This is a genomic window from [Clostridium] clostridioforme AGR2157 (assembly GCF_000424325.1).
GTDB lineage: Bacteria > Bacillota > Clostridia > Lachnospirales > Lachnospiraceae > Enterocloster > Enterocloster clostridioformis_A.
Genome location: NZ_AUJR01000004.1, coordinates 77,400 through 103,332 on the forward strand (window position 1 = coordinate 77,400; position 25,933 = coordinate 103,332).

The 25,933-nt window shown below is 49.0% G+C and carries 26 protein-coding genes, 2 tRNA genes and 1 pseudogene; 23 read left to right on the plus strand and 6 right to left on the minus strand.

Features of this window, described 5'->3' with window-relative positions; all coding sequences use genetic code 11:
• Window positions 1–7 precede the first annotated feature (7 nt).
• Both G614_RS0101500 and G614_RS0101505 read left to right on the plus strand, forming a co-directional pair.
• Window positions 8–1,195: an ABC transporter permease gene (locus G614_RS0101500; protein ID WP_027640502.1), complete on the plus strand. Its 1,188-nt coding sequence runs from the start codon at window positions 8–10 to the stop codon at window positions 1,193–1,195.
• Window positions 1,192–2,292 (plus strand): hypothetical protein, encoded by a 1,101-nt coding sequence (locus G614_RS0101505; RefSeq protein ID WP_027640503.1) that lies wholly within the window; start codon window positions 1,192–1,194, stop codon window positions 2,290–2,292. Before G614_RS0101500 ends, G614_RS0101505 begins: the two co-directional genes overlap by 4 nt.
• A gap of 105 nt (window positions 2,293–2,397) precedes the next feature.
• On the opposite strand, the gene G614_RS0101510 is transcribed toward G614_RS0101505, so the two are convergent.
• A tRNA-Leu gene (locus G614_RS0101510) sits at window positions 2,398–2,481 on the minus strand.
• Between the two features lie 157 nt (window positions 2,482–2,638).
• Between G614_RS0101510 and G614_RS0101515 the strand changes: the two genes are divergently transcribed.
• Window positions 2,639–2,722, plus strand: a tRNA-Leu gene (locus tag G614_RS0101515).
• A gap of 111 nt (window positions 2,723–2,833) precedes the next feature.
• Here G614_RS0101515 and G614_RS31870 read toward each other — a convergent pair.
• The 3 genes from G614_RS31870 to G614_RS0101530 form a co-directional block, all read right to left on the minus strand.
• Window positions 2,834–3,004: a hypothetical protein gene (locus G614_RS31870; protein ID WP_166430212.1), complete on the minus strand. Its 171-nt coding sequence runs from the start codon at window positions 3,002–3,004 to the stop codon at window positions 2,834–2,836.
• Window positions 3,005–3,078: 74 nt separating this feature from the next.
• Window positions 3,079–4,023, minus strand: coding sequence for a MobV family relaxase (gene mobV / locus G614_RS0101525; RefSeq protein ID WP_027640504.1), 945 nt, complete (start codon window positions 4,021–4,023; stop codon window positions 3,079–3,081).
• A gap of 120 nt (window positions 4,024–4,143) precedes the next feature.
• Window positions 4,144–4,539, minus strand: coding sequence for a cysteine-rich VLP domain-containing protein (locus G614_RS0101530; RefSeq protein ID WP_027640505.1), 396 nt, complete (start codon window positions 4,537–4,539; stop codon window positions 4,144–4,146).
• Window positions 4,540–4,668: 129 nt separating this feature from the next.
• Between G614_RS0101530 and G614_RS0101535 the strand changes: the two genes are divergently transcribed.
• Complete coding sequence (locus G614_RS0101535; RefSeq protein ID WP_027640506.1) at window positions 4,669–5,481, plus strand: helix-turn-helix domain-containing protein; 813 nt, start codon at window positions 4,669–4,671, stop codon at window positions 5,479–5,481.
• Between the two features lie 99 nt (window positions 5,482–5,580).
• Here the strand turns inward: G614_RS0101535 and G614_RS0101540 are convergent, their stop codons facing one another.
• Entirely contained in the window at window positions 5,581–5,841 is a 261-nt protein-coding gene (locus tag G614_RS0101540) for a helix-turn-helix domain-containing protein (RefSeq protein WP_027640507.1), read from the minus strand.
• 116 nt (window positions 5,842–5,957) lie between these two features.
• Between G614_RS0101540 and G614_RS0101545 the strand changes: the two genes are divergently transcribed.
• A complete protein-coding gene (locus tag G614_RS0101545; protein WP_027640508.1) occupies window positions 5,958–6,266 on the plus strand; it encodes a hypothetical protein in 309 nt (102 codons plus the stop codon).
• Here G614_RS0101545 and G614_RS29560 read toward each other — a convergent pair.
• The gene (locus G614_RS29560; protein ID WP_080664454.1) at window positions 6,230–6,490 is read right to left on the minus strand and encodes a helix-turn-helix domain-containing protein; all 261 of its coding nucleotides are present in this window, start codon (window positions 6,488–6,490) and stop codon (window positions 6,230–6,232) included. The two genes, G614_RS0101545 and G614_RS29560, sit on opposite strands and share 37 nt — an antisense overlap.
• Before the next feature lie 143 nt (window positions 6,491–6,633).
• On the opposite strand from G614_RS29560, the gene G614_RS34900 reads away from it, so the two are divergent.
• From G614_RS34900 to G614_RS0101630, 18 genes and pseudogenes are all read left to right on the plus strand, one after another.
• Window positions 6,634–6,834 carry a SymE family type I addiction module toxin gene (locus G614_RS34900; RefSeq protein WP_080664455.1) on the plus strand — a complete coding sequence of 67 codons (201 nt, stop codon included), beginning with the start codon at window positions 6,634–6,636 and terminating at the stop codon, window positions 6,832–6,834.
• A gap of 602 nt (window positions 6,835–7,436) precedes the next feature.
• Window positions 7,437–8,291 (plus strand): DUF3825 domain-containing protein, encoded by an 855-nt coding sequence (locus G614_RS0101550; RefSeq protein ID WP_027640509.1) that lies wholly within the window; start codon window positions 7,437–7,439, stop codon window positions 8,289–8,291.
• Window positions 8,292–9,009: 718 nt separating this feature from the next.
• Window positions 9,010–9,366 carry a helix-turn-helix domain-containing protein gene (locus G614_RS0101555; protein WP_027640510.1) on the plus strand — a complete coding sequence of 119 codons (357 nt, stop codon included), beginning with the start codon at window positions 9,010–9,012 and terminating at the stop codon, window positions 9,364–9,366.
• Window positions 9,363–9,884 carry a recombinase family protein gene (locus G614_RS33500; RefSeq protein ID WP_330366698.1) on the plus strand — a complete coding sequence of 174 codons (522 nt, stop codon included), beginning with the start codon at window positions 9,363–9,365 and terminating at the stop codon, window positions 9,882–9,884. Before G614_RS0101555 ends, G614_RS33500 begins: the two co-directional genes overlap by 4 nt.
• 116 nt (window positions 9,885–10,000) lie before the next feature.
• On the plus strand, window positions 10,001–10,459 hold the full coding sequence (locus G614_RS33505; protein WP_330366699.1) for a hypothetical protein: 459 nt from the start codon (window positions 10,001–10,003) through the stop codon (window positions 10,457–10,459).
• 32 nt (window positions 10,460–10,491) lie between these two features.
• Entirely contained in the window at window positions 10,492–10,629 is a 138-nt protein-coding gene (locus G614_RS31015) for a hypothetical protein (protein WP_155245012.1), read from the plus strand.
• 103 nt (window positions 10,630–10,732) lie between these two features.
• Complete coding sequence (locus tag G614_RS0101570) at window positions 10,733–11,698, plus strand: alpha/beta hydrolase (protein ID WP_027640511.1); 966 nt, start codon at window positions 10,733–10,735, stop codon at window positions 11,696–11,698.
• 153 nt (window positions 11,699–11,851) lie between these two features.
• Window positions 11,852–13,476, plus strand: a pseudogene (locus G614_RS34150) (response regulator).
• Window positions 13,473–15,056, plus strand: a complete 1,584-nt coding sequence (locus tag G614_RS0101580; protein WP_027640512.1) for a sensor histidine kinase — start codon at window positions 13,473–13,475, stop codon at window positions 15,054–15,056. Before G614_RS34150 ends, G614_RS0101580 begins: the two are co-directional and overlap by 4 nt.
• 171 nt (window positions 15,057–15,227) lie before the next feature.
• Window positions 15,228–16,316, plus strand: coding sequence for an ABC transporter substrate-binding protein (locus tag G614_RS0101585; protein ID WP_027640513.1), 1,089 nt, complete (start codon window positions 15,228–15,230; stop codon window positions 16,314–16,316).
• A 141-nt stretch (window positions 16,317–16,457) separates the two neighbouring features.
• The gene (locus G614_RS0101590) at window positions 16,458–17,972 is read left to right on the plus strand and encodes a sugar ABC transporter ATP-binding protein (RefSeq protein WP_027640514.1); all 1,515 of its coding nucleotides are present in this window, start codon (window positions 16,458–16,460) and stop codon (window positions 17,970–17,972) included.
• A complete protein-coding gene (locus G614_RS0101595) occupies window positions 17,969–19,024 on the plus strand; it encodes an ABC transporter permease (RefSeq protein WP_027640515.1) in 1,056 nt (351 codons plus the stop codon). Before G614_RS0101590 ends, G614_RS0101595 begins: the two co-directional genes overlap by 4 nt.
• Entirely contained in the window at window positions 19,024–20,049 is a 1,026-nt protein-coding gene (locus G614_RS0101600; RefSeq protein ID WP_027640516.1) for an ABC transporter permease subunit, read from the plus strand. The genes G614_RS0101595 and G614_RS0101600 overlap by 1 nt, the downstream gene beginning before the upstream one ends.
• Before the next feature lie 462 nt (window positions 20,050–20,511).
• Window positions 20,512–21,696 (plus strand): multiple monosaccharide ABC transporter substrate-binding protein, encoded by a 1,185-nt coding sequence (chvE, locus tag G614_RS0101610; RefSeq protein WP_027640517.1) that lies wholly within the window; start codon window positions 20,512–20,514, stop codon window positions 21,694–21,696.
• Between the two features lie 81 nt (window positions 21,697–21,777).
• Window positions 21,778–23,325: a multiple monosaccharide ABC transporter ATP-binding protein gene (gene mmsA, locus G614_RS0101615; protein WP_027640518.1), complete on the plus strand. Its 1,548-nt coding sequence runs from the start codon at window positions 21,778–21,780 to the stop codon at window positions 23,323–23,325.
• A 2-nt stretch (window positions 23,326–23,327) separates the two neighbouring features.
• Window positions 23,328–24,497: a multiple monosaccharide ABC transporter permease gene (gene mmsB, locus G614_RS0101620; RefSeq protein ID WP_027640519.1), complete on the plus strand. Its 1,170-nt coding sequence runs from the start codon at window positions 23,328–23,330 to the stop codon at window positions 24,495–24,497.
• A gap of 9 nt (window positions 24,498–24,506) precedes the next feature.
• The gene (locus G614_RS0101625; RefSeq protein WP_027640520.1) at window positions 24,507–25,613 is read left to right on the plus strand and encodes a GntR family transcriptional regulator; all 1,107 of its coding nucleotides are present in this window, start codon (window positions 24,507–24,509) and stop codon (window positions 25,611–25,613) included.
• Window positions 25,613–25,909, plus strand: coding sequence for a hypothetical protein (locus G614_RS0101630; protein ID WP_027640521.1), 297 nt, complete (start codon window positions 25,613–25,615; stop codon window positions 25,907–25,909). Before G614_RS0101625 ends, G614_RS0101630 begins: the two co-directional genes overlap by 1 nt.
• Window positions 25,910–25,933: the final 24 nt, after the last annotated feature.

The window sequence follows — 25,933 nt, forward strand, 5'->3', positions numbered from 1 at the left end:
GGAAGATATGTCTGCACGTCTGGTTTATCTCAGACTTGAGTTGAAACGAGCATGTAAAAAGCTTCCCCACATCTTTGCAGGGGCAATCGTGCTGTTACTTTTAGCGGGTACGATTGCCCTTTTGTCAGCCAGGATGCTGTATGGGGAGACATCGGCAGGGAGGATTACCGTAGGGGTAGTGCTTCCTGAAGGTGATGCTGTGGCGAAGAAGGCGCTGGCCATGGTCAGTTCGCTGGAAAGCGTCAAGAGCATCTGCGATTTTGAATATATGAATAAAGAAGATTGCCTGGATAAGCTGAAAGCAGGGAAATTGTACGCGGTGATGGAGGTGCCGGAGGGTTTTGTGCAGGACATTATGAACGGAACCAATACTCCGGTGAAAATTTTGCTGCCCAGGGGAGCTGGTCTGGAAAGCCGCATCTTCAAAGAACTGACCGATGCAGGCGCCTCTACTCTGGGAGCCGGCCAGGCGGGAATCTATGCGGGGGACGAACTGCTGTCCATTTATGGCATGGCGGATTCGGTGAGCGGACTGGAGGCGGACCTGAACCGGATTTACATGGGTTACAGTTTGCCGCGTATGGATTACTTTAAGAATGTAAGGGTCAGCGCCACCGGTGATGTGGATACGATTCACTTTTACGGCATCAGCACGGCTGTGCTGTTCCTGCTGCTCTGCGCCATTCCGGTGTCAGCCTATCTTGCCTCAGGCTCTGTGTCCATGAAGCGGAAGCTGGCCCTTATAGGAGTGGGGAAAGGGACTCTGATTGCGGCCAGGATTTTAGGAGTGGGGATGCTGTTTCTGGCGGTGGCCCTGTGTACGGCCCTGGGAGCGTCTTTCACGGGACTGATAGAATTAAACCTGCCTGGGCTGGCAGCCCTGGTGATGGTCTGCCTGGGGGCGGCGTCCATGGTGGTATTCCTCTATCAGGCGGCCGGAAGCCTTATGGGCGGCGTCATGCTGCTGTTTCTGGCGGTGACTGCCATGCACTTTGTGTCGGGAGGATTTCTTCCTCTGGTATTCCTGCCTACCGCATTCCGGGCTGCGGCGCCGTTTCTGCCCGCCTATGTGCTGATGGAGGGAATGAAGCTGGTGGTCACGTCGTCCTTTAGCCTGGCAGTATTCATGAAGCTGGCAGTCCTGTCCATGACCGGGTTTCTGCTCAGCGTGGGAGTGGAGGTGGTCAGGGAATGAAGCGGGTCGCTATGTGGTTTTTTCTGTCATGCAAACGTTATATGAGAAAAGGATCCTTTCTGTTCATCCTCCTGCTCCTTCCCATCGGGGTGCTGGCAGCCGGCCAGGCCCAGAAAAAGGGAAGCCAGGGCATGAACATAGCCATCAGTGTGGAGGAGAGCGGGGAGAACACGCTGGGCGATGCCCTGGCGGACAGCCTTGTGAACCGGCCGAGAGGAGAGGATGCGGGAATGTTCCGCTTCTATCTGTGCCGTGACGAGGAAGAGGTAAAGGCAGAGGTGGCAAGCCGGCGGGCGGAATGCGGATATGTGGTATATGCCGGACTGGAGGAGAAGCTGGATGCCAAATCCTATAAGCGTTCCATCGGCGTATATTCGGCGCCGTCCACCGTGGCCGCGGCCCTTTCCACGGAGACCGTGTTTGCCGCCCTTATGAAGATATACGATGGGGAATTGCTGGCGGATTATGTGAATGAAAATGAATTGTTCGACCCGGTGGGAACAGCAGGCAGCGAAGCCAGGGAGGAAGCAGCCGCACAGGCGGAGGAGCTTTACGCAAAATGGCTGGAGGGCGGTTCCACCTTCCGGTTCCGGTACCAGTTCCAGGGCCGGGAGGGAGAGGACAGGGACTTTGCCGGCAGCCAGACAGATGTCTTTCCGGTCAGGGGCCTGGTGGCTGTTTACGTGTTCATCACCGGGCTGTATGGGGCTGTGGTCATGTGCGGCGACGAGGAGGGGGGATTGTTCCTTCCTCTTTCATACGGATACAGAATACCCTGCCGTGTGGCCTCCATGGCGGCTCCTGCCGTCATGGTCAGCGTATCAGGTCTGCTGGCCTTGTGGGCGGGAGGCGTGATGACATCCCTGCCAAGAGAGGCCGTGGTCATGGCCGGTTACTGCTGTGTTGTCATAGCGTCGGCCTGGATTCTGCGCCTGGTGTGCCGCAGGCCCCAGGTCCTCTGCTGCATTATACCCTTCCTGGTCATCGGAAGCCTTGTATTCTGTCCTGTTTTTGTGGATGCAGGGAGGTTCTTTCCGGGATTGGACCAGGTGGGCAGGCTGTTTCCGCCGTGGTATTATCTGCAGGTGTTCAGGTGATTTGGTAATTGAACCGGCTTCAGCAGCCGGCATGGTGCGCCCCGGAATAAGTGACATAACGTAAAAAAACAGGAATCTCCATAATGGAAATTCCTGTTTTCTGCCTGCAGAAGATGGGAGTCGAACCCACAAGGTATTACTACCACACGGACCTGAACCGTGCGCGTCTGCCAATTCCGCCACTTCTGCATTTTGTTTTGTGCTGTTGCTTTGTTCAAGCAACGAAGGTTATTATAAATGAGTAACAGCGATTTGTCAATATTTTTTTAAAAGAAAAATAAATTAAAAAAATTTGTTAAAAATGGTTGCCAAGTTGGAAAATCTATGCTATACTACCATTCGTGTTGCGGGAGTGCTGGAATTGGCAGACAGGCAAGACTAAGGATCTTGTGGGTGTATGCTCGTGTGGGTTCAAGTCCCATCTCCCGCACTGAATCATGATAATCCGAACCCGGTTCCAATAGGGGACGGCTTCGGATTTCTAATTTATTTTTAGTGTAAAGCAAAAGCGGCGGTATCGTGAGTGATACCGCCGCTTTTGTTATACATTTCTTTCTATGTCTGTTTCTCCTGTCCTTCGCGCTTTCCATTCCTCAAACTCTTTTTTACCCTCCGAACTTTCAAAGAATTTTTGGATTTCAGGAAGTAAACACCGGGCGAGGGCTTCTATTTCGCGTTGTGGGATATTTGTGTCCGGCTGCTTTTTTTCCATAAATCGCCTTTCTCAATATTTAGTTTTCAATGTACAATGCCGCCATACAGCGGTGTGAAATTTAAAACATATCATTACCTGTCCTTTGTAGAATGGCGTTGTTCCGACCGTACCTGTTCCAATATTTCCGGGGGAATCCGCTCTAAAAGCCGTTGCATATTGTATAAATCACTTTCCAGCTTTGCCTTTTCCATCGTATTTTTTATCTTTCCGGCTTCGCTGGCTTTGGCTCTTGTTTCTAATTTTTTATTTTCTTCCAGCAGGTCATTGATAGTAACCCTGTACTTTTTAAGCTGGCCGCTGAAATTCTCCATCTGCGGAAACCATTTTTTCAGCATAGAGAGGGCTTCTTCCTTTTTCTTTCCAGCGTTCATCACATTGATTCCGTCCAACGTCTTTTCAATGGCCGCCGCCTGTTTGGATAATGACACAGCCTGTTTAAACAGCCGGGTAGGGATATGTTTTCGGCCTGTCTGCCGGGAGCTTTCCCCTCGTTCCAAGTCAGGAAACGCTTTAACCATACAGGCGTGAAAATCGTCCTGCCATCTTGACAGGCTGGCTCTGTTTCCTAAAATTTCTTTCGCACATAAGCGGTTATTTTTCGTCAGCGGCACAAAAGTCAAGTGCATATGGGGTGTCCGCTCGTCCATGTGAACAACCGCCGATACGACATTTTCCCGGCCAACGCGCTGGATAAGGAAGTCAGCCGCCCGCTGAAAAAAGGCTTCTGTCTGCTCCCGTGTCTTTCCCTTGAAAAATTCCGGGCTGGCCGTTATCAGCGTATCGACAAACCGGGTACTGTCCTTGCGTGTTCTGCACCCGGCCCGCTCTATCCGGCTCTGGATAAAATGATAATACCGCCCCTCCGGCTTGACAATATGGAAATTGTACTTGCTTTTAGACATATCAATGTCGGGATTGCTGGCGTACTTCTCTTTCTGTCTTTCGTGGTGGGCTTCCAGTGGGCGCGCCGGATTGCCCTTGTGCTTTTCAAACCGTAAAATGGCATATTGCGGCAATCTGTCAATCCTCCTTCCTGCGGACGGTTAGAGGCATATTTTCCGGGGAAAAGGTACTAACATACCACTTCCCCCGGAACGCCGCCCGCAACTCCTTAAAGAATAAGGCTTTACAAGGCCCTATTTGTCCGCCCGGCCCCTCCGTTTCCTGTCGCTGGCATTCTTCTGTTCCCGATGTACCTTTGCGGCACAGAGGCCGCAGTATTTAGCCCGGTTGGAGTGGGGAACAAAAGCCGCACCGCATTTTGCGCACCGCTTTACATTATCACGGCTAAAAATTTCTGCCTCTAATGCTTTATCCTGCGGCAAGACTGCCCGCCGGAACCATGTACAGCATACGGAATAGGAAATTGTCTGCGGGCATGTACAAGCATCTCCATCGTCCAACAAAAGACAATGGCCGCTTTCATAGTTACAGCAGGTATTACGTATCAGCGCATTGGCCCGTTTTCTCTGCGCCGCCGTCATACGCGGCAGAGAGCCGCCCGGCCCGCGCTCGATTGGTTGTAATTTCATATAATCAATCCTCCGCTTTGGCAATTTTTATCATGTTTCGCTTCTTTTCCGTTCTTCCCGAAAGCTGTTCCTGCCCCCTTTCCGTAAATATGGTAGAATTAAAAAATCATAAGAATGGGGGTGGGGGAAATGGCGTTGACTATACAGGAACGGCTAAAGGATTTGCGGGTGGAACATGGGCTGACGCTGGAACAGCTTGCAGAGGAGGTGAACCTGTCTAAATCTGCTTTAGGCAGCTATGAGGCTGACGATTTTAAGGATATAAGCCACTATGCCCTGATTAAATTGGCAAAGTTTTATGGCGTTACCGCTGACTACCTGCTAGGTCTGACCGAAACAAGAAGCCACTCAAACGCTGATTTTGCAGAACTTCGTTTGAGCGACAATATGATTGATTTGCTGAAAAGCGGGCGGATTGATACAGCCCTACTCTGTGAATTAGCGACGCATAAGGATTTTGTAAAGCTGTTGGCTGATATTGAAATATACGTGAATGGTATCGCCGCTTCCCAAATCCAGAATTTGAATACATGGGTAGACGTAGTGCGGGCTGAAATCATGGAGAAGTACCAACCGGGAGAACATGATAAGACGGCCCACCTGTTGAACGCAATCCATATACAGGAGGGCGAATATTTCAGCCAGCGCGTGCATAATGATATTGATTGTATCATGGAGGATATAAAGGAAGCCCATCGGGGACGAAATGAAAGCGTTTCGGAAATTTCTGCCGCCGCTGAACTCAAGAAAAGTCTGGACGAGATAGCAGACTTCAAGGGGAGCCGCCTGGAACAATTAATCATGTTATTTTGTAAGCAGACGAAATTAAAATACAGCCGCTTGACAGAGGAAGAAAAGCAATGGCTGACCAGAATTGCGCAGAAATCTGAACTTCTGAAAACCGCTATCCCACAAAGAGGGAAAAAGAAATTATCAGATTAGCAACAAAGGCAAAAGCTGATGTCTGCCGTAGATATTACCATACAGAAAGAAGAAGGCCACTCAAACGGAAATGCTTTGAGTGGCCTTCTTCTTACTGTATTATTGATTACTTTTGTTCTGGATATCAATTAGAACATCAGAACTGACTTTGAGAACTTCACAGATTCCTTTCAGCTCTATATCAGTCACAAACCGCTGATAATTCTCGATTCGTGTAATGACATTCTTATCAAGATTATATCCGGCTAATTGTAATTTATGAGCCAAGTCTCTTTGAGATAGCGAAAAGTGCTTGCGTAACTCAACAAGTTGTGAACCTATAAGATTTTTTTGTCCATCTTTAGAAAGTATCTTTGCCATCTAATTCCCTCCCTCTGTCAATAAAAAGTTTGTATCACTTTTTGCACCAACCCTATTGATTTTATATCAGGATTGGAATATAATCGGTTGTAAAAGTGAGACAAGGGAGGAATAACATGATTAAAGGTAGTGAAGAATTTAAAGAAATGATTTACAATTTAATGATTGGGGCGTTTGATTTAGAGCATTATCCAATCGAAGAAAGCCAATATGTTGCAAATGAATATGAGGAAGGAGAATTTTGTAGCAAAGCATATGAAGAAGTTTATAATGCCAACTGCCGCATTTGTGAACGCCTGGGCGTTGATATTGATGAGGACAAAGACGTGGAACTTATCATCAATAACTTATTAGATATTGGTAAATATTTATCAATGAAGATGTATGACTATGGTGTTTTCTTTTCTTCTCCGTCAATCAAATAAGCATAGCTGACATGAAATAATTCTGATAATGCTTTCAGTTCTAAATCTGTGACATATCTTTTATTGGTTTCGATACGGGTAATAACATTTTTATCCATATCAGTACCAGATAACTGTAATGCACGGGCTAAATCTCGTTGTGACAGCCCATTCAATTCTCTAAGTTCTTTCAAGCGTGAACTGATTAGATTTTTTTCGCCTGTTTTGGTTCGTGGCTTTGGCATATGATATCCCCACCTTCTGTATCATAATATGCACTTTAGTTTATCCCAAAACTGACGGCTTATCGGTTGTAAAAGTGAGACAACAATAAAAGAGAAATACAAATGTAGCGCATTTAACTATCTATTGACAAGGAGGGGTACTACTGTATAAAAAGCTAAAAGTTTATGAAGGCCGCCAGAGGAATTATAAATCTGTTCCTAAAATCATTTTATCCGGCCAATGGTTGGAGGCTATCGGTTTTTCAATCGGTAATCAGATTGAGGTAGAATATTCCGATGATAAGATAATTGTTACCAAAGTCACAGAGGTAGAAGAAAACACAAATGGGAAGTGCAAGGGATAAAAAACTGTAAATGCTGTGTGACTTGCTTTAAGTAAATAGCAAAAGCAGGTGAGTCAGTCAACGGTCAAGATAAACGGCACTAACGCGCCGCCGTTGACAGTCTCACCTGCCTTTGCTAGTGGGTAATCAAGGGGAAAAGCCTTAAAGTGGCTTTCCCCCACCTTTATTCTGAAAAAAGTGTTTTCAAATAGATTGATTGGCGGACAATCACAGTCTGGGATTGTCTGTCTTGTCAACCGTTTTGCAGAACAGCCAGGATCGGTCAAGGCCGGGCGAAAGCCCGTTCATTTTAGCCTTGACGTTTCCTGGCTGTTCTGCTATGTTTTAGGTGTGATTACATCGGGCCAAGTTGACCCGAGGTAAAATAAAGTCAATGAACAAATTAGATTTTATTATTATTTGAGATTAGATATAAAGAATTTTACGATAAATTGATTTAAATGCTACAAATTGATAAAATCTGTTCATAATCAAGATGGTTTTTTTACAATGTTTAGAATATAATCAGAATTCATAAACTAACAATAGAAATAGAATTGATTGTGATATAGATAAAAATATGATACAATACAAATACCAAAATATGTAAAGGAGGTTGAAAAATGGGGACAATACGTGATGATGTTTTTTTAGGAACAGCAGAGAAATACAATCAAAAACTTGAAATGCTCGCTAAGATGGCACAGCCAGAAAAATGGACTTATAAAAAAATTCAGGATATCGATCCTTATCGAATTTTAAGAAATTACATACAGTTTACATATAATAGGTTAGATGAAGAAAATAAATTTATTAGTTCGGCAGACGGAAAATTTCGTTGCATGAATACAGGATTATTAACTGTCTATAATCAGGAAATTGTTGCAATCTTTGCACAAAATGAGAGGGGAGGAAAGTTACCATGGTTCTTTAATGGCTTTTTTAAGGAAACAGATAAATTTTTTACAACAAACTTTTCATCACTACCTCCTCTGGCTGATTATTGTGATAATGTCAAAGATTTGATTTATGATAACTGCCTTGAATTAAATTTGAGAAAAGAGCATATAATAGATGATAACTTTGAAAGGTTTGTTGAGGCTGGTTATTCTAGCAAAGAACTTATAAGTGTCTTGCTTGATGCGGCAAAAGTGACTCTTGAGAAGAAGCTAAAGAGGAATTTCAAGTTGGCATTACCTTTTTATTACCGTAATACAGAAACCGGGGAGTGTAAGATACAGCTATTAGCCCCTATATATTTTCCAGGAGCTCCAGTCCGATTGGCCTTAGTATTAAACAAAATACAAAGCGATGCAAAAGAGTATTATGAAGGTGTTACTGTCTTACCTGTAGAGTGGGCATATATGAATTCAAGACTTATTGTAAAGCCAGACGAAGAATGGGCAAAGATAATGGACGAAATAGATTCTACAAGCGAAAATGATTCTATTCAAAATGCTATTGACAAAATTGATTAGAAGTGATAAGATAATTCTGTTGATAAATAAAGATTACAAATACAATTAATTATTAATTACAATTTATAATTACAAAAATTTTAGGGAGACAATTTTGTCTCCCATTTTATTTGTATTATTATCATTTAATTAACTTAGCCCTGTTCCTATTTCAAAATCACTTTTGTTAGATATCGCATAATTGGTTTCACTAATATATTTTTTGCACAGATAAGTTTCGCTATTTATTTCATTTTATCGTAGTCGCTTCGGGACAAGTTGGCCCGAAGCCGGAAGAATTACATAAGCCAGAGGTTTCCATATACGCTCTGTCGGCTGATGAAAGCGGGCAACGATTTTCTCCTTATAAGTCGTAAATCCCGCCCGCTTTCCTGCCGCTACAAAATGCCATTGCCCGTCCCGGCGGCAATGGCATTTTCGCGGCAACGCCGACAGAGCGTATAACACACTACACTTTGCTCCGCAAAGTCGTGTGCCAAAGGGTGTCCCTTTGGAAACCCCATTTTGCCAGAGTGTGGACACACTCCGACAAAATGGCAAAATAAGCGGTATCAATCTGCTGTTACAAATATAGCAGAATTGACCGCTTATTTTGTTGCAAGCCGTTCTGTCTTTATGATTACTTTATGTGTTTTTGTGATTTCGAGTATGCTCATACAGAGCTGAAAAATATGCATAATTATGATATAATAATTACAAAGAACAGGAGGCAAAAATCATGAAAGAATTAGGAGAACGCCTGCGGACATTGCGCGAAAGCGTTAAACTCTCACAGGTAAAAATGGCGGAGTTATTGGGAGTAAAACAATCCAGCATTAACCGATATGAACAGGGGCTTTCGGCCCCCTCTTTAGAAACACTTTTGCAGTATGCGGATTATTTTGATGTATCTATGGATTATCTCTTTGCACGTACAGATAAGCCACAGGGCAAGCTATACGAATATCGTCCCAAGATTACAGCCGGAAGTGAGGAAATGAAGCAGTTTATTGAAATGTGTTTTGACCCACAATCACCTATGAGTGAGAAGCTAAAGCAAACGCTTCTTCAATTGATGGAGGAGGATACAAAATGAATGGTGTCATTTATGCCCGTTATTCATCTGATAACCAAAGGGAAGAAAGTATTGAGGGACAGTTAAGGGAATGTAAGGAATACGCCGAGCGTAACGGTATTACAATTTTGGGAACCTATATCGACCGGGCGTTGTCCGCAAAAACGGACAACCGACCAGAATTTCAGCACATGATTAAGGACAGCGCAAAGGGATTGTTTGACATTGCACTTGTATGGAAATTAGACCGTTTTGCACGGAACCGTTATGACAGCGCACGCTACAAGAATATTTTGAAAAAGAATGGCGTAAAAGTAATTTCTGCAAGAGAGAATATTTCAGAGGGCAGTGAGGGAATTATTCTGGAAGCTATGCTTGAGGGATATGCGGAATACTATTCTGCGGAACTATCAGAAAAAGTTATTCGGGGACTTACTGATAATGCGCTGAAATGTAAATATAATGGCGGTACTGTTCCTTTAGGTTATTATATTGATGAACAACAATATTATCAGATTGACCCCAAGACCATACACTGAAAGTACATCACTATTACCGCTGTGTGAATACCAAGAAAAAGAAGCTCTGCACTAAGAAAGCGGTCAAGAAAGATTGGATTGAAGATTTAGTTATTAACTGCACAATGAAAGCTATCATGAATGATGAAGTCATGGAACGTCTGATTGATACGCTTATGGAGTTACAGAAAAAGGAAAGTACAAATTTGCCCCTTTTGAAGAAACAGCTTGCAGAAACGGAGAAAGGTATCAACAATATGCTGAACGCTATCCAGGCCGGAATTTTTACCCCGTCTACCAAACAGCGATTGGACGAATTGGAAGAAGCCAAGAGCCAGCTTGAAGTTAGTATTTTGCAGGAAGAAATGCAGAAGCCCATGCTGACAAGGGAACAGATAGCATTTTTTATTTACCGGTTCCGAAAGTTTGACACAACAAAACGGGAACAACGGCAAAGACTGATTGACAGTTTTGTGAATGCGGTATATCTTTATGAGGACAAGGTTGTTATGACTTTTAATTATAAAGATGGTTCCAAGACCGTAACACTTGCCGAGGTGGAGGGTTCGGATTTATCCTGCTTCGGTGCATTTTAGAGAAAGGAATCCTTCCGAATGGGATTCCTTTTTTGTTTTTCATAAACTCCATGGCGGACCGTATCAGGGCGGACCGCTTTGATGAAGCTGCCGGCTCATATCCGGAGCCGGAAAAGGCTTACGGGGAGATAGAATTCGGAGGATGGGACCCGCTACAGCAATACCTTTGAGTGGTGCGCCCGGGAAAATGGCGGAAATAAATAAAACAGGTGAGCAGAACGTGGGAACTGGAATATTCTGACAGTAGAGACTTTTGTGAAGAAGGAGTTCCATATGAAACGTTGTGTACCGTTAGAGCCAGCGGCAGAGGAGGTCTGTCAGGCAAATTCCAAACCGCCCCTTATATTTGAACTGCCCCCTGCCGAGGGAAGGCTGGTTCTGGAAAAGGCCCAGGATGCGCCTGTGTACAAATATCCGGCCCGTGTCAGCAAGGTGCGGGTCAATACCGGAAGATGGAGGACCATTCCGGTATGGCTGGTGGATCCGGGAGTTTCCTGCCAGCCGGCCAATGTCATCTTTTATATCCACGGCGCAGGCTGGGTGTTCGGAAGCTTCCACACCCATGAAAAGCTGGTAAGGGAGCTGGCTGCCAGGACCGGGTGCCTTTTGATATTCCCGGAGTACTCACGTTCGCCTGAGGTGCGCTGCCCCACAGCCATTGAGCAGTGCTACAGCGTCATGTGTACGGCTCCCGAACTTGTGAAATCCATGGGATATGCCATGAATCCCGGAACCTTCACCGTGGCGGGGGACAGTGTGGGAGGCAATATGGCCACGGTCATGACCCTCATGTCAAAGTACAGGAAGGGACCCTTCATCCAGAAACAGCTGCTGTATTACCCGGTCACCAATGCCTGCTTCGATACCTGTTCCTACAATGAATTTGCAGCGGGATACTATCTGTACCGGGCAGGCATGCAGTGGTTCTGGAACCAGTATGCCCCCTGCCGGAGAGACAGGGGACAGATTACGGTCTCGCCTCTTCGGGCGTCCGTGGAACAGCTCAGGGGGCTGCCGGATGCCATGATACTGAACGGCGAGGCGGATGTCCTCAGGGACGAGGGTGAGGCCTATGCCAGGAAGCTGCGTGAGGCGGGGGCGGATGTGACGGCCCTGCGGTTCCAGGCCATAATCCACGATTTTGTCATGCTCAATTCCCTGGACCAGACAAGGGCCTGCCGGGCGGCCATGGATGTGTCCACGGAATGGATTAACCGGAAGAACCGGGAAAAACAGTAAGCCGGTAAAACAAAACAAAGGCGGAGACAGCGCACAGGTCTCTGCTTTTTCTTTTTTAAAGGGAAGAATCTTGAAAATGGACGTGTAATATTTTATACTGAAAGACAGCAATTGGATGGTATGGAAAAAAATACATAAGAGGGGGGATGGATTATGATAAAGGTATTTCTTGTGGAAGATGAGATCGTCATGCGGGACGGCATCAAGAACAACATCCCATGGGAGAAGGAGGGGCTGGAATTCGCGGGGGAAGCCAGCGACGGAGAACTGGCCTATCCGCTTATCAGGAAGGCGCAGCCGGACATCCTCATAACGGATATCCGCATGCCCTTCATGGATGGACTGGAACTCTCTGAACTGGTGAAGAAGGAATTTCCCAAAATCAAAATCATTATCCTCAGCGGGTACAATGAATTTGACTATGCCAAGCAGGCCATCCACATCGGGGTGACGGACTACCTTCTGAAGCCCATTACGGCAGCCAAGCTTCTGGAAGCAGTAAAGAAGGTGGCGGATGTGATTGAGAAGGAGCGGGAGGATGCCCGGCTCATGGATAAGTACCGCCTGGAGATGGCGGAGAACACGGTGCTGGAACGCCAGCGCCTGCTGCGTGACCTGGTGACGGGGCGGGTCAATTTTAAGGAAGCCCTGGAACGGGGGGAGCAGGTGGGGATGGATTTGTCCGCTTCCTTTTACCAGCTCATGCTGTTTAAGCTCATACCCATGGGCTCTGCCGTCGCATATTCCGGCCGGGTGGTATCCTGCCAGGAGGCCATTGAGGAACGGATGGAGGGCCGGCAGCATATCCTGGTTTTTGACCGCGGAGACGAGGGATGGGCCTTCATCCTCACAGGGGAGTCTGAGCAGGAGGTGGAGCGCAGGATGAGCGAGTGTGCCGCCAGCCTGGGAAAGATGGCCGGGGCCTATAAGGACATACAGTATTTCGGCGGAATCGGAAGCTGCGTGAACCGTCTGGGTGATTTGAAGACCTCCTATATGCAGGCGGGGCGGGCTTTTGCGGCCAGATTTTTCACGGAGATGAACCGGATTATAAGCTACAGCCAGATGGACGGCATGGTCCACGGAACCGGGGATACCATTGATATCCACTCTGTGGATGCGTCTAAGGTGAAAGGACCCTGGAAAATTTCCTGAAACAGGGGACCGTGGGAGAGGCATCCGGGTTTGTGGAGGAGTATTTCCAGAATGTGGGAGAAAAGAACTGCCAGTCCTTTATGTTCCGCCAGTACATTGTCATGGACTGCTATCTCTGCGTCAGCACGTTTCTGGAACAGCTGGGACTGGACATGGGACGCCTTCCCCGGGAACTGTCGGATATGGAAAAGGTCCTTAAGGACGGTTATACCCTGGACATGCTGAAGGAGAAGCTGGTGAGGCTCTTTGAGGAGGTCATGACCTTAAGGGACAGCCAGACAGCCGGCAAGTACAGCCAGGTTCTGGACGAGGCCAAGGCGTTTATCCATGATAATTACGCCAAGGAGGAGATTTCCCTGAACACAGTGGCTGCCAGGGTCAATATCAGCCCCAGCTATTTCAGCTCCATCTTCAGCCAGGAGATGGGAGTGACCTTTGTGGAGTTTCTGACAGGGGTGCGCATGGAAAAGGCAAAGGAGCTGCTGATGTGCTCTAATCTTAAGACCTCTGAAATCGGGTACGAGGTGGGATATAAGGATTCCCATTACTTCGGCTATCTGTTCAAGAAAACCGTTGGATGTACGCCCAAGGAGTACAGGGCGGGAAGCAGGGAGGGTTCATGACAGAAAAATGGAGGACCAGGTCCGGCGGGAAGGAGCAGGACGGCGGGAAGGAGTGGGACGGAAACCGCATTCTGGAGCGCCTGTCTCTGGAAAAGCGTCTGAACCTGATGACATTTATCATCATCATCCCTCTGGCGGTGCTGGTTATTTATCTCATGGCCACGGTGGTCAAGTTCTGCAATGCCTACACCCAGAGCGTCGCCAACATCACCCAGGCCAACAGCGTCACGGCCAACCTGCGGGAGGATGTGGACTACAGCATGTACCGCATTGTCATAGGAATGCGGACCTACCAGTCCATCCACGAGCTGATGGAGGAGGACCGGCCCTACGGATGGGAGCAGATTAAGGACCCCCATCAAACCATAAGCGATGCCAGAAAGACCTACCGTCAGCTGTTAAAGCGGACGCCGAAGGGGGCCAACCGGTCCAGGATTAACTGGCTTCTTCACTGTCTGGACCAGCTGGAACAGAGGGTGAACGAGATAGAGGACAACCTTCCCCACGGCATGTACGATAAGAACATGGAAATCCTGGATTACGGCGTCCGGGTGCTGACCGCTGACATTGAGAAGCAGGGCAGGGAGTATGTGTACTACGAGACGCTGCATGTCCAGGAAATACAGAAAGAGCTGGAGAGCCAGGAGCACACGGCCATTGTGGTCAGCCTGACCCTGCTGGTATCCATCCTTCTCATCAGCCTGATTCTCAGCCGCAGGATAACCAAGAGCGTCACCGTGCCCATTCAGAAGCTCTGCAACGAGACAGAGAGGGTTGCAAAGGGAGATTTCACCTCCGGCCCCAAGATCGAGGCAGGGGATGAGCTGGCAATCCTTGCGGGAAGCTTTGACCATATGAAGAAGGAAATCGGGCGGCTGATTGAGGATATACGGCAGGAACAGAACCAGCGGCGCGTCATGGAGCTGCAGCTTCTCCAGGAGCAGATTAATCCTCATTTTCTCTACAACACCCTGGATACCATCGTGTGGCTGGCGGAGGGAGGTCAGAACCGGGCCGTGGTGGACATGGTCACCTCCCTGTCAGAATTTTTCCGCACAACCCTCAGCGGCGGAAAGGATTTCATCACCATGCGCGAGGAAATCGGCCATATTAAAAGCTATCTCCAAATCCAGAAGATCCGCTACCAGGATATCATGGACTATGAAGTCACACTTGAAAAATCCCTGGAGGAATGCAGAATCCTGAAGCTTACCCTCCAGCCCCTGGTGGAGAATGCCCTCTACCACGGCATCAAGAACAAAAGGGGGAAGGGACACATCTGGGTCCGGGGATACGCAAAGGAGGACATGGCTGTGCTGGAGGTGGAGGATGACGGCGCCGGCATGACGGAGGAGGAGACGGAGGCCGTAAGGCGTAAGCTCAGAGGGGAAAAGGACCGGCTTTTCCGGGAAGGACCGGCTCCCAAGGGCGGTTTCGGACTGTTCAATGTGGCGGAACGCCTGCGGCTGAACTACGGTTCCCGGTGCAGCCTGGAATTCCACAGCGTTCTGGGCAGGGGCACAAGGGCTGTGGTGGCCATTCCCCTGGAAGCCAGGGATGATGGGAGAGGGGAGAGTTGAAAAATATCCCACCATAATCGTAAAAAAACACCCAAATGTATGAACAAACTATGAAAATTCTAAAAATCGTGTACAAAACAACGGAGAAATTCCGTTGTTTTTGTTATTAACAACTGATATTATTATACAAACAAGGGGAAACAAAATACAAATCAAGGAGGTTTACGTATTATGAGGAAAAAAGGATTAAGCGTTATGTTATGTGCGGCAATGGCAGCATCCCTGCTGGCAGGGTGCGGCGGCGGAAGCAAGCCTGCAGAGACAACGGCAGCTCCGGCAGCAGAGACAACCGCGGCAGCAGCCGACACAACGGCAGCTCCTGAGAAGTCAGAGTCAGAGGCAAAGGATGATGCGGCATCCGGCGATTTGATTGTGGTTGGATATGCGCAGGTTGGCGCTGAGTCTGACTGGAGAACAGCTAATACAGAGTCCTTCAAGTCCACCTTTACAGAGGAAAACGGCTACAAGCTGATTTTTGACGATGCACAGCAGAAACAGGAGAACCAGATTAAGGCCATCAGAAGCTTCATCCAGCAGGATGTTGACTACATCGTAGTAGCTCCTGTAGTTGAAACAGGATGGGAGGCAGTTCTCCAGGAAGCACAGGAAGCAGGAATTCCGGTTATCCTGTCCGACCGCCAAATGGACGTGGATGAAAGCCTGTATGAGTGCTGGGTAGGCGGCAACTTTTCAAGGGAAGGCGAGACAGCAGGAAACTGGCTGGCTGATTACTTAAAGGCACAGGGAAGAGACGGCGAGGACATCAACATCGTTACCCTTCAGGGAACCATCGGGGCATCCGCCCAGGTTGGCCGTACAGAAGGTTTCGGAAACATCTTAAAGCAGCATGACAACTGGAAAATGTTAGATATGCAGACAGGTGAATTCACACAGGCTAAGGGCCAGGAGGTTATGGAATCCTTCCTTAAATCCTATGACGATATCGATGTGGTAGTGGCTGAGAACGACAACATGGCATTTGGCGCTATCGACGCAATCAAGGCAGCCGGCAAGACCTGCGGACCTGACGGCGACATCATCATCTTCTCTTTCGACGCGGTTAAGGCAGCATTTGACGCCATGATAGCCGGCGATTTAAACGCAGCATTTGAGTGCAACCCATTACACGGACCGCGTGTAGATGAAATCATCAAGAAGCTGGAGAAGGGCGAGACCGTTGAGAAGATTCAGTATGTAGACGAAGCTTACTTCGATACATCCATGGATTTGGAATCCATCAAGGCTGAGCGTGCTTATTAATCAACATTTTCGTAACAGTTCAGGAAAGGCGGTGGGGAGAGTCGTTGCACGGCTCTCCCTCTTTTCAAGCCTGAGACTGGGTGTGTTCTAGTAGCTGAGCCCTGGAAATGGGGCGTATAACGGTAGAAAGGCGGAAATCGCATGGAGCAGAACGTTGTTTTGGAAATGCGGGGAATCAATAAGAATTTCCCCGGTGTAAAGGCGCTGCAGGATGTGGATTTTACTTTGAGAAAAGGCGAAATCCATGCCCTTATGGGCGAGAACGGTGCCGGGAAGTCTACACTGATCAAGGTGCTGACCGGCGTGGAGGAGTTTGAGACCGGTACAATCCGAATGGAAGGTTCATCCAATACCATCATCAACAGGTCGCCCCAGGAAGCACAGGAGAACGGCATCAGCACGGTTTACCAGGAGGTGAACCTGTGTCCCAATCTGTCAGTGGCTGAGAACCTTTACATTGGCAGAGAACCGAAAAAAGGTCCCATGATTGACTGGAGGACTATGAAGGAGGGTGCCAGGAAGCTGTTAGAGGGACTGGATGTCCACATTGATGTGACCATGGCTGTGGAGAACTATTCCATTGCCATCCAGCAGATGATTGCTATTGCCAGGGCAGTGGATATGTCGGCCAAGGTGCTGATTCTGGATGAGCCCACATCCTCCCTGGACGACGGTGAGGTGGAGAAGCTGTTTGTGCTGATGAGACAGCTTAAGGCCAAGGGAATCGGAATCATCTTTGTCACCCATTTCCTGGAACAGGTATATGCTGTCTGCGACAGGATTACGGTCCTTCGAAACGGAACTCTGGCGGGCGAATTCAAGGTGGAGGAGCTGCCAAGGGTACAGCTGGTGGCCAAGATGATGGGCAAGGATTTCGATGATTTGGCAGCTATCAAGAAGGAAGGCGTGTCCACAGTCAAGGAAGATGTAATCATAAGCGCCAGGGGGCTGGGCCACAAGGGAACCATCAAACCCTTCAGCCTGGATATACATAAAGGCGAGGTCGTCGGCCTTACAGGGCTTTTGGGATCCGGCCGTTCCGAGCTGGTCCGCGCTCTATACGGCGCCGATAAGCCGGACAGCGGTGAGCTGGCTATAAAGGGAAAGAAGCTAAAGGTCAACGCGCCCATTGACGCCATGATGGAAGGCATGGCCTACCTGCCTGAAAACCGCAAGGAGGAGGGAATCATCGCGGATCTGTCTGTGCGCGAGAACATCATCATTGCCCTCCAGGCCAAAAAAGGCATGTTCAAGCTCATGAGCAGGAAGGAACAGGAGGAATTCACGGACAAATACATCGATATTCTTCAAATCAAGACAGCCGACAGGGAGACTCCTATCAAACAGCTCTCCGGCGGCAACCAGCAGAAGGTGATTCTGGGACGCTGGCTCCTGACCAATCCTGATTTCCTGATTCTGGATGAGCCCACAAGGGGAATCGATATCGGTACCAAGACAGAGATTCAGAAGCTGGTGCTGAGGCTTGCGGAGGACGGCATGTCCGTGGTGTTCATTTCCTCCGAAATCGAGGAGATGCTCCGCACCTGCAGCCGCATGGCGGTCATGCGCGACGGTGAGAAGGTGGGAGAGCTTAAGGAAGACGAGCTGAGCCAGGATTCCATCATGAAAGCAATTGCAGGAGGAGGGGAAGAATGATGGGGAAACTTAAAAAGTTGACAGGTTACAGGCTTTTTCTTTCGTTATCCTGTCTTATCATAGTACTGTTAATCAATCTGATTACCACGCCCACGTTTTTTAAGATTACCATTAATAACGGCGTCCTCTACGGATATATCATCGACGTCATCAACCGTGCCAGCGAGCTGGTGGTGCTGGCCGTGGGCATGACCCTGGTGGTATCTGCCTCGGCGGGAACCGATATTTCCGTGGGCGCTGTCATGGCAGTGGCTGCGGCTGTGTGTACCAGGGTCCTGGCGGGCGGCGAGGTGTCGGTCAATGAGTATGCCAATCCCTACGTCCTGGCCGTGCTGGCAGCCCTGGCAGTGGCAGTGGTGTGCGGCGGCTTTAACGGCTTTCTGGTTGCAAAGCTTAAGATACAGCCCATGGTGGCGACCCTGATTCTGTTTACCGCGGGCAGGGGTATCTCCCAGCTGGTGACAAACGGACAGATCACATACATCCGTGTGGACGGATATAAGCTGCTGGGCAACAACATACCGGGAATTCCCATTCCCACCCCTATCTTTGTAGCTGTAATCGTGGTGGCGCTCACCTATATTCTGCTGAAGAAAACAGCCATGGGCATGTACATCCAGTCCGTGGGCATCAATGAGAGGGCATCCCGCCTGGTGGGCCTTAAATCCGTGAAAATCATCTGGATGGCCTACGCGTTCTGCGGACTGTGCGCAGGAATAGCAGGCCTGGTGGCATCCTCCCGTATCTACTCAGCAGACGCCAACAACATCGGTCTCAACATGGAGTTAGATGCCATTGCGGCAGTGGCCTTAGGCGGCAATTCCCTGGGCGGCGGCCGGTTCTCCCTGCTGGGCTCCGTAATCGGCGCATATACCATCCAGGCCCTGACCACCACCCTCTATGCCATGAGCGTGCCCGCGGACCAGATTCCGGTATATAAGGCCATCGTGGTTATACTGATTGTGGCCGTGCAGTCAGAGGAGCTTAATAAGTTCAGGAAACGTCTGGCATCCAGGCATTCATCCAAGAACGTGGAAGGAGGAGTGGCATAATGAAAAACAGAAGCGAAAAGAAAAGGCTGGACGGCAACTCCTTCCTGCTGGCTGTGACCATTATATTATTCTTAGTGATGTACATAGTAGGCATCATCATGTTTGGCGGAAGGGGATTTGCAAAGGTACAGAATTTCCTCAACCTGTTTATATCCAACGCGGGCCTGATTGTGGTGGCAACTGGCATGACCATTGTCATGATCACAGGCGGCATCGACATTTCCGTTGGTTCCGTGGTGGCCATGGTATGCATGATGCTGGCCTGGATGATGGAGAGGGGGAATATCGGTGCTTTTCCGGCCATCCTTATTGTGCTGGTGACCGGATGTATATTCGGCCTGGTACAGGGCTTTTTGGTGGCCTACCTTAAGATACAGCCCTTTATCGTAACCCTGGCGGGCATGTTCTTCGCGAGAGGCATGACCTCCATTATCAGCCAGGAGATGATCAGCATCACCAACAAGACATTTACCGGCATTGCCACGTTCAAGATATACCTGCCCTTTGGCGGTTACCTGAATAAAAAGGGAGTCATGATCTATCCTTACGTATACCCCAGCGTTATCATCGCCCTCGTGGTTCTGGCTATTGTGTTCGTGGTGCTTAAGTATACCAAGTTCGGCCGTTCTATTTACGCCATTGGCGGAAATGAGCAGTCTGCCCTGCTGCTGGGTCTGAATGTGAGAAGAATCAAGCTTCAGGCCTATGTGCTGGACGGATTCCTGGCAGGACTGGGCGGCCTCCTGTTCTGCATGAACACATGCTCCGGTTTCGTGGAGCAGGCCAAGGGATTTGAGATGGACGCCATCGCATCCTCGGTTATCGGCGGAACCCTTCTGACAGGCGGCGTGGGAAATGTAATCGGAAGCCTCTTCGGAGTTTTGATTAAGGGTACCATCGAGTCCTTCATCACCTTCCAGGGCACCCTTTCCTCCTGGTGGGTGAGAATTACCATTGCGGCCCTTCTGTGCTTCTTCATCGTGCTTCAGAGTCTGATTGCGGCCCTGAAGAGAAAGAACAAGTAGCGGCAGCATTAAAGCAGGAATTCCCGGGGGCTGCGGCAGCAGACAAAAAGTGAACAAAAAACAGATAGAAATTTAACAAATCATTGTGCCAGCAAGCAGGCCGTCGGCTTGCTGGCCTTTTTTGCGTTTGGAGTTGGGATGGAGATATTTACATGGGAAAAAAGAAACTTTTGGTGGAAAACAGGTAAAATGACGCAAAAGTTGTACGTACAAGAACAAAAATATAAAAAAGTTATAAATACCCATTGACAAATATAGAACAAAAATATATAGTGTATTTAAAGAAAAACGTAAGAAAAATTGACGAAACGCACAACATGAATTGGGAGAAACCTATAAAAATACTAATTAATCCAAAAAAGCCGGATGGAAAAGGACAAGGGTTAGCTGAATTAACGAAAGTACAAGCTTGTGAATATGTACACAAGTTGTATGTATAAATTATACCATGGGAGGTAACATATGAAACGAAAAATTTTAAGCATGATTCTGGGGACGGCAATCGCAGCTTCGCTGTTAACAGGATGCGGCGGCTCACAGCAGGCAGCGGCAACCACAGCGGCAGCAGCAGGGGACGCCACGGCAGCGGCGGCAGATTCCGCCACATCAGCTGACGCAGCTGCAGAGGCAGCCAAGGCAGCAACCGGGGAAGGCAAGAAGGTAGGCGTGGCCATGCCCACACAGTCATCCGAGCGCTGGATCAACGACGGCGCCAACATGAAGAAGCAGCTGGAAGCACTTGGATATGAAGTGGACCTTCAGTATGCAGAGGATGATGTGCAGATGCAGGTTTCCCAGATTGAGAACATGATTGCATCCGGCGTTAACTGTCTGGTAATCGCATCCATCGACTCCTCCGCGCTTGTAAACGCAGAGGAGCAGGCTAAGAACGCAGGCATCCCCATCATCGCTTATGACCGTCTTCTGATGGATACCGACGCAGTTTCCTACTATGCAACCTTTGACAATAAGGGAGTTGGTACTGCAATCGGCAACTACATAAAGGAAGCAAAGGACTTAGACGCAGCCAAGGCAGCAGGCGAGTCCTACACCATCGAGTTCTTCATGGGCTCACCTGATGACAACAACGCGCTGTTCCTGTACAACGGACTGATGGAAGTCCTTCAGCCATACCTGGATGACGGAACACTGGTCTGCAAGTCCGGACGTACCTCCTTTGAGGATACATGTATCCTGAGATGGTCCCAGGAAACAGCACAGCAGAACTGCGAGAACTATCTGACCGGCTTCTATGCCGACGAGAAGTTAGACATCTGCGCAAGCGCGTTTGACGGTTTCGCATACGGCTGTAAGGCAGCTCTGGAAGGCGCCGGCTACAGGGTTGGCGAGGACTGGCCTCTGATTACAGGACAGGATGCAGAGCTGATGGCAGTTAAGAACATCATCTCCGGTTACCAGACATCAACCATTTACAAGGATACACGTCTCCTGGCTGAGAAGTGCGTAACCATGGTACAGGCTGTTCTGGAAGGCGCAGAGCCGGAAATCAACGATACCGAACAGTACAACAACGGCAAGATCGTGGTTCCTGCTTACCTGTGCACACCGATAGCAGTAGACAAGGACAATTATAAGGAAATTATCGTAGACGGCGGCTACTACACAGAGGAGCAGCTGGCACAGTAAAGATGATTCGGGCGGCGGCATAGGTGCCGCCGCCCGATTGCGCTTTTTACAGAGTATCTTTCAAGAAAAGGAGTTGAAAAGATGTCCGAATATATTTTGGAGATGAACCACATCACGAAGGAATTCTCAGGCGTGAAGGCCTTGGACGATGTCAATATCAAGGTGAAACGCGGAGAGATCCATGCGCTGTGCGGTGAGAACGGGGCTGGAAAGTCTACCCTGATGAATGTGCTGTCCGGCGTTTACCCCTTTGGTTCATACAGCGGGGATATCGTGTATAACGGCAATGTGTGTCAGTTCCACAGCATCAAGCAGTCTGAGGCCAAGGGCATTGTTATCATCCACCAGGAGCTGGCCTTAAGCCCGTACATGTCGGTGGCTGAGAACGTGTTTCTGGGAAACGAGCAGAAGGCAGCCAAGGGTATCATTGACTGGACCCTTACCCATAAGAAGGCCCAGGAGATGCTTGAAAAGGTTGGCCTGGGAGGCGAGAACCTGAACGCGCCCATCAGCAGCCTGGGCGTGGGAAAACAGCAGCTGATAGAGATTGCCAAGGCCATGGCCAAGAAGGTGGAGCTGCTGATTCTGGATGAGCCCACAGCCGCGCTCAACGACGAGGAGAGCCGCCGGCTTCTGGACATCATGCTGGACCTTAAGTCCCATGGAATCACCAGCATCATTATCTCCCATAAGTTGAACGAAATCAGTTACGTGGCGGATTCCATTACGGTTATCCGGGATGGAAAGACCATTGAGACACTGGAGAAGGGCAGAGATGAATTTACGGAAGACCGCATCATCAAAGGCATGGTGGGCCGCGAGCTGACCAACCGTTACCCGGAACGGCACTGTGAAATTGGTGATACGATTTTCGAGATAAAGGACTGGAATGTGTACCATCCCGACGACGCCCAGAGACAAATCATCAAGGACGTTTCTCTTCATGTGCGCAAAGGCGAGGTAGTGGGTCTGGCAGGACTTATGGGCGCGGGGCGGACCGAGCTGGCCATGAGCATATTCGGCAGGTCCTACGGACAGAAAATCAGCGGCGCCATTAAGATAAACGGCAGGGAAGTACATATAAAGGACGTTAAGGACGCCATCAACAACAAGCTGGCATACGTGTCCGAGGACAGGAAGAACTACGGACTTGTGCTTATTAAGGATATCAAGTGGAACATGACCCTGTCCGCCATGAGGAATTTTTTTTCCAAGAACGGCGTTCTCAATGAAAATGATGAGATTCTGGCTGCGGAGGATTACAAGAAGAAAATTAACATCAAGTCTAATTCCATTAACCAGACCGTGGGCTCCTTATCGGGCGGCAACCAGCAGAAGGTGGTTCTTGCCAAGTGGATGCTGACACAGCCGGATGTGCTGATTCTGGATGAGCCTACCAGGGGTATCGACGTAGGCGCCAAGTATGAGATTTACTGCGTCATCAATGAACTGGCAAAGTCAGGCAAGGCGGTAATCGTCATCTCCTCTGAGATGCAGGAGGTAATCGGTACCTGTGACCGTGTATACGTGATCAACGAAGGACGGATTGCAGGAGAACTGACCAAGGAAGAGGTAACCCAGGAACGAATCATGAAATGTATTATGGCGGATAATGGAAAGGAAGCGTAGAGATGGATAAGAAGAAAACAGTTAATATTGATATGAAGCAGTATGGCATGGTACTTGCTTTAATCGCGGTGTTCTTGATTTTCGCAGTCATGACCGGCGGAAAGAATATGTCGCCGGCCAACATCAACAACCTGATCATGCAGAACGGATATGTGGTTATCCTGGCAGTCGGTATGCTGTTATGCTGTCTGACCGGCAACATCGACCTGGGCGTCGGCTCTATCGTGGCCCTGTGCGGTGCAACCGCAGGTATCCTGATGATTGACTACCACACCAATATGTGGGTTGCCATCCTGGCTGCCCTGGCAGTAGGCGCCCTGGCCGGCATGTTCGTAGGTTTGTTCGTATCCAAGCTGAGCATCCCGCCCTTCATCGTGACCCTGGCAACCATGCTTATGGGACGCGGACTTACATACACCCTGTTAAAGGCGCAGACAAAGGGCCCCCTTCCCGCCAATTATACTTACATCGGCGCAGGCTTCCTGCCAACCATGAAGATTCCCTTTGGAAACGGCACCCTGGACGTGGTTTCCGTTATTGTGGCAGGCATTGCCACTGTGCTGGTGGTCATGGCAGAGCTTAAGAGCATCAACATCAAGAAGAAATATGGTTTCCCAACCAACCCATTGTGGCAGGTCATTGTAAAGGAAGCCGTCATACTGATGATTGTATGGTTCTTCTTCTACAAACTGTCACGCTACAACGGCATCCCCTTTGTATTGGTTATCATGGGCGCCCTGGTGGGCCTGTATCATTTCATCACCAGCAAAACCGTTGCCGGACGTCAGATATACGCCCTGGGCGGCAATGCCAAGGCAGCAAAGCTTTCAGGTATCAATACTGAGAAAGTGTTTTTCTGGGTATACACCAACATGGGTATCTTAAGTGCCATTGCAGGTATCGTGCTTTCCGCCCGTAATGCATCCGCAACCCCCAAGGCCGGAGACGGTTTTGAGATGGATGCAATCGCCTCCTGCTACATCGGCGGCGCGGCTACCAGCGGCGGTATCGGAACCATCATCGGAGCCGTAGTAGGTGCTTTCATCATGGGTATCCTGAACAATGGCATGTCCCTCTACGGATGGTCCACCGATATCCAGAAAATCGTAAAAGGCGCTGTACTTTTAGGCGCAGTTACGGTAGACTTATTATCAAAGAGGAAAAAAGGATAGGTTTTGATTATGAGTACACAGGAGCTGAAATATAAAGCAGTCTATAACTGGGTGTTGGACAACATTAACAGCGGGGCTTTGAAGGTGGGCGAAAAGCTGCCTTCGGAGAATGAACTCAGCGAGCGTTTCGGGCTGAGCCGCCAGACGGTGCGCCATGCCGTGGATATCCTGGAGCAGCAGAAGCTGGTCCTGAGGGTGCGGGGAAGCGGTACTTATGTGGGCGGCAACGGCAAGACGGAGCGCCAGGAACGGTACATGAACATTGCTGTAATCAGTACCTATGTGGACAGCTATATTTTCCCTCCTGTGGTGAGAGGAATCGAGAGGGTTCTCTCGAGAAAAGGCTACACCACCCAGATTGCCTTTACCGGCAACCGGGTGAGCAGGGAACAGGACATATTGAATAATCTTATCGACAAAGACATCATAGACGGACTGATTGTGGAGCCGGCCAAAAGCGCCCTCCCCAATCCCAACCTGCATTACTACCAGGAGCTTAAGGAACGGGGAATCCCGATTCTGTTTTTCAACAGCCGGTATCCGGATCTGGAGCTGCCCTGCGTGTCCATGAACGACGAGCAGGTGGGCAAGAAGGCAGTGGAATATCTGATTAAGAACGGCCACAGGAACATCGGAGGCGTGTTCAAAAGCGACGACGGACAGGGGCATTTGAGGTACAAGGGGTTCCTGTCAGGCATGCTGGAGGCGGGAATCAAGGTAAAGGATGCCAATGTGGTATGGCTGGACACGGAAGACTTCCTGGACCTGGACCAGTGGTCGGATTATCTGTTCCACAGGCTGGAAAGCTGTACGGGAGTGGTGTGCTACAACGATGAGGTGGCATATGTGCTGTCAGGTCTCTGCGAGAAGCGGGGCATTGCCATCCCGGACCAGCTGTCTATAGTCAGCATTGACAACTCAGACCTGGCAACCCTGGCCGGCGTAAAGCTTACCTCCTTCCCCCACCCCATGGAGGCGCTGGGCAGGAAAGCGGCAGAGAACATGATAAGTATGATTGAGAATCCCTATTTTGACGGTAATTATCTGTTTGATTCGGATATCATTGAGCGGGATTCGGTAAAGGTCCTGAAACAGCCGCGTAAGGAGGAAATGTAATGGGTGCAAAAATGGGTGCAAAGAAAGAAGAAAGTGCCGCGAAACCAACTCAGATAACCGTGATGCTGCGTTTGGCGGCAGGAGGCTATCTTGTATACCTGGCCTTTGGCCTGCTGCAGGAGTATTTAAAACCTGCCGGCGGAGGCAAGATGGTACAGCTTGGCTGTGCAGTTCTTTTTGGCGCCATAGGTGCATTTCTGGCCGGCTGGTCCCTTAAGAAATTTATAAAAGGCGAATATGTTAAGTATGGCGAGATTCCGGATGATGAGGAAGATGATCAGACGGAGGATATTTAACCGGCAATTGCTTTAACTGACATT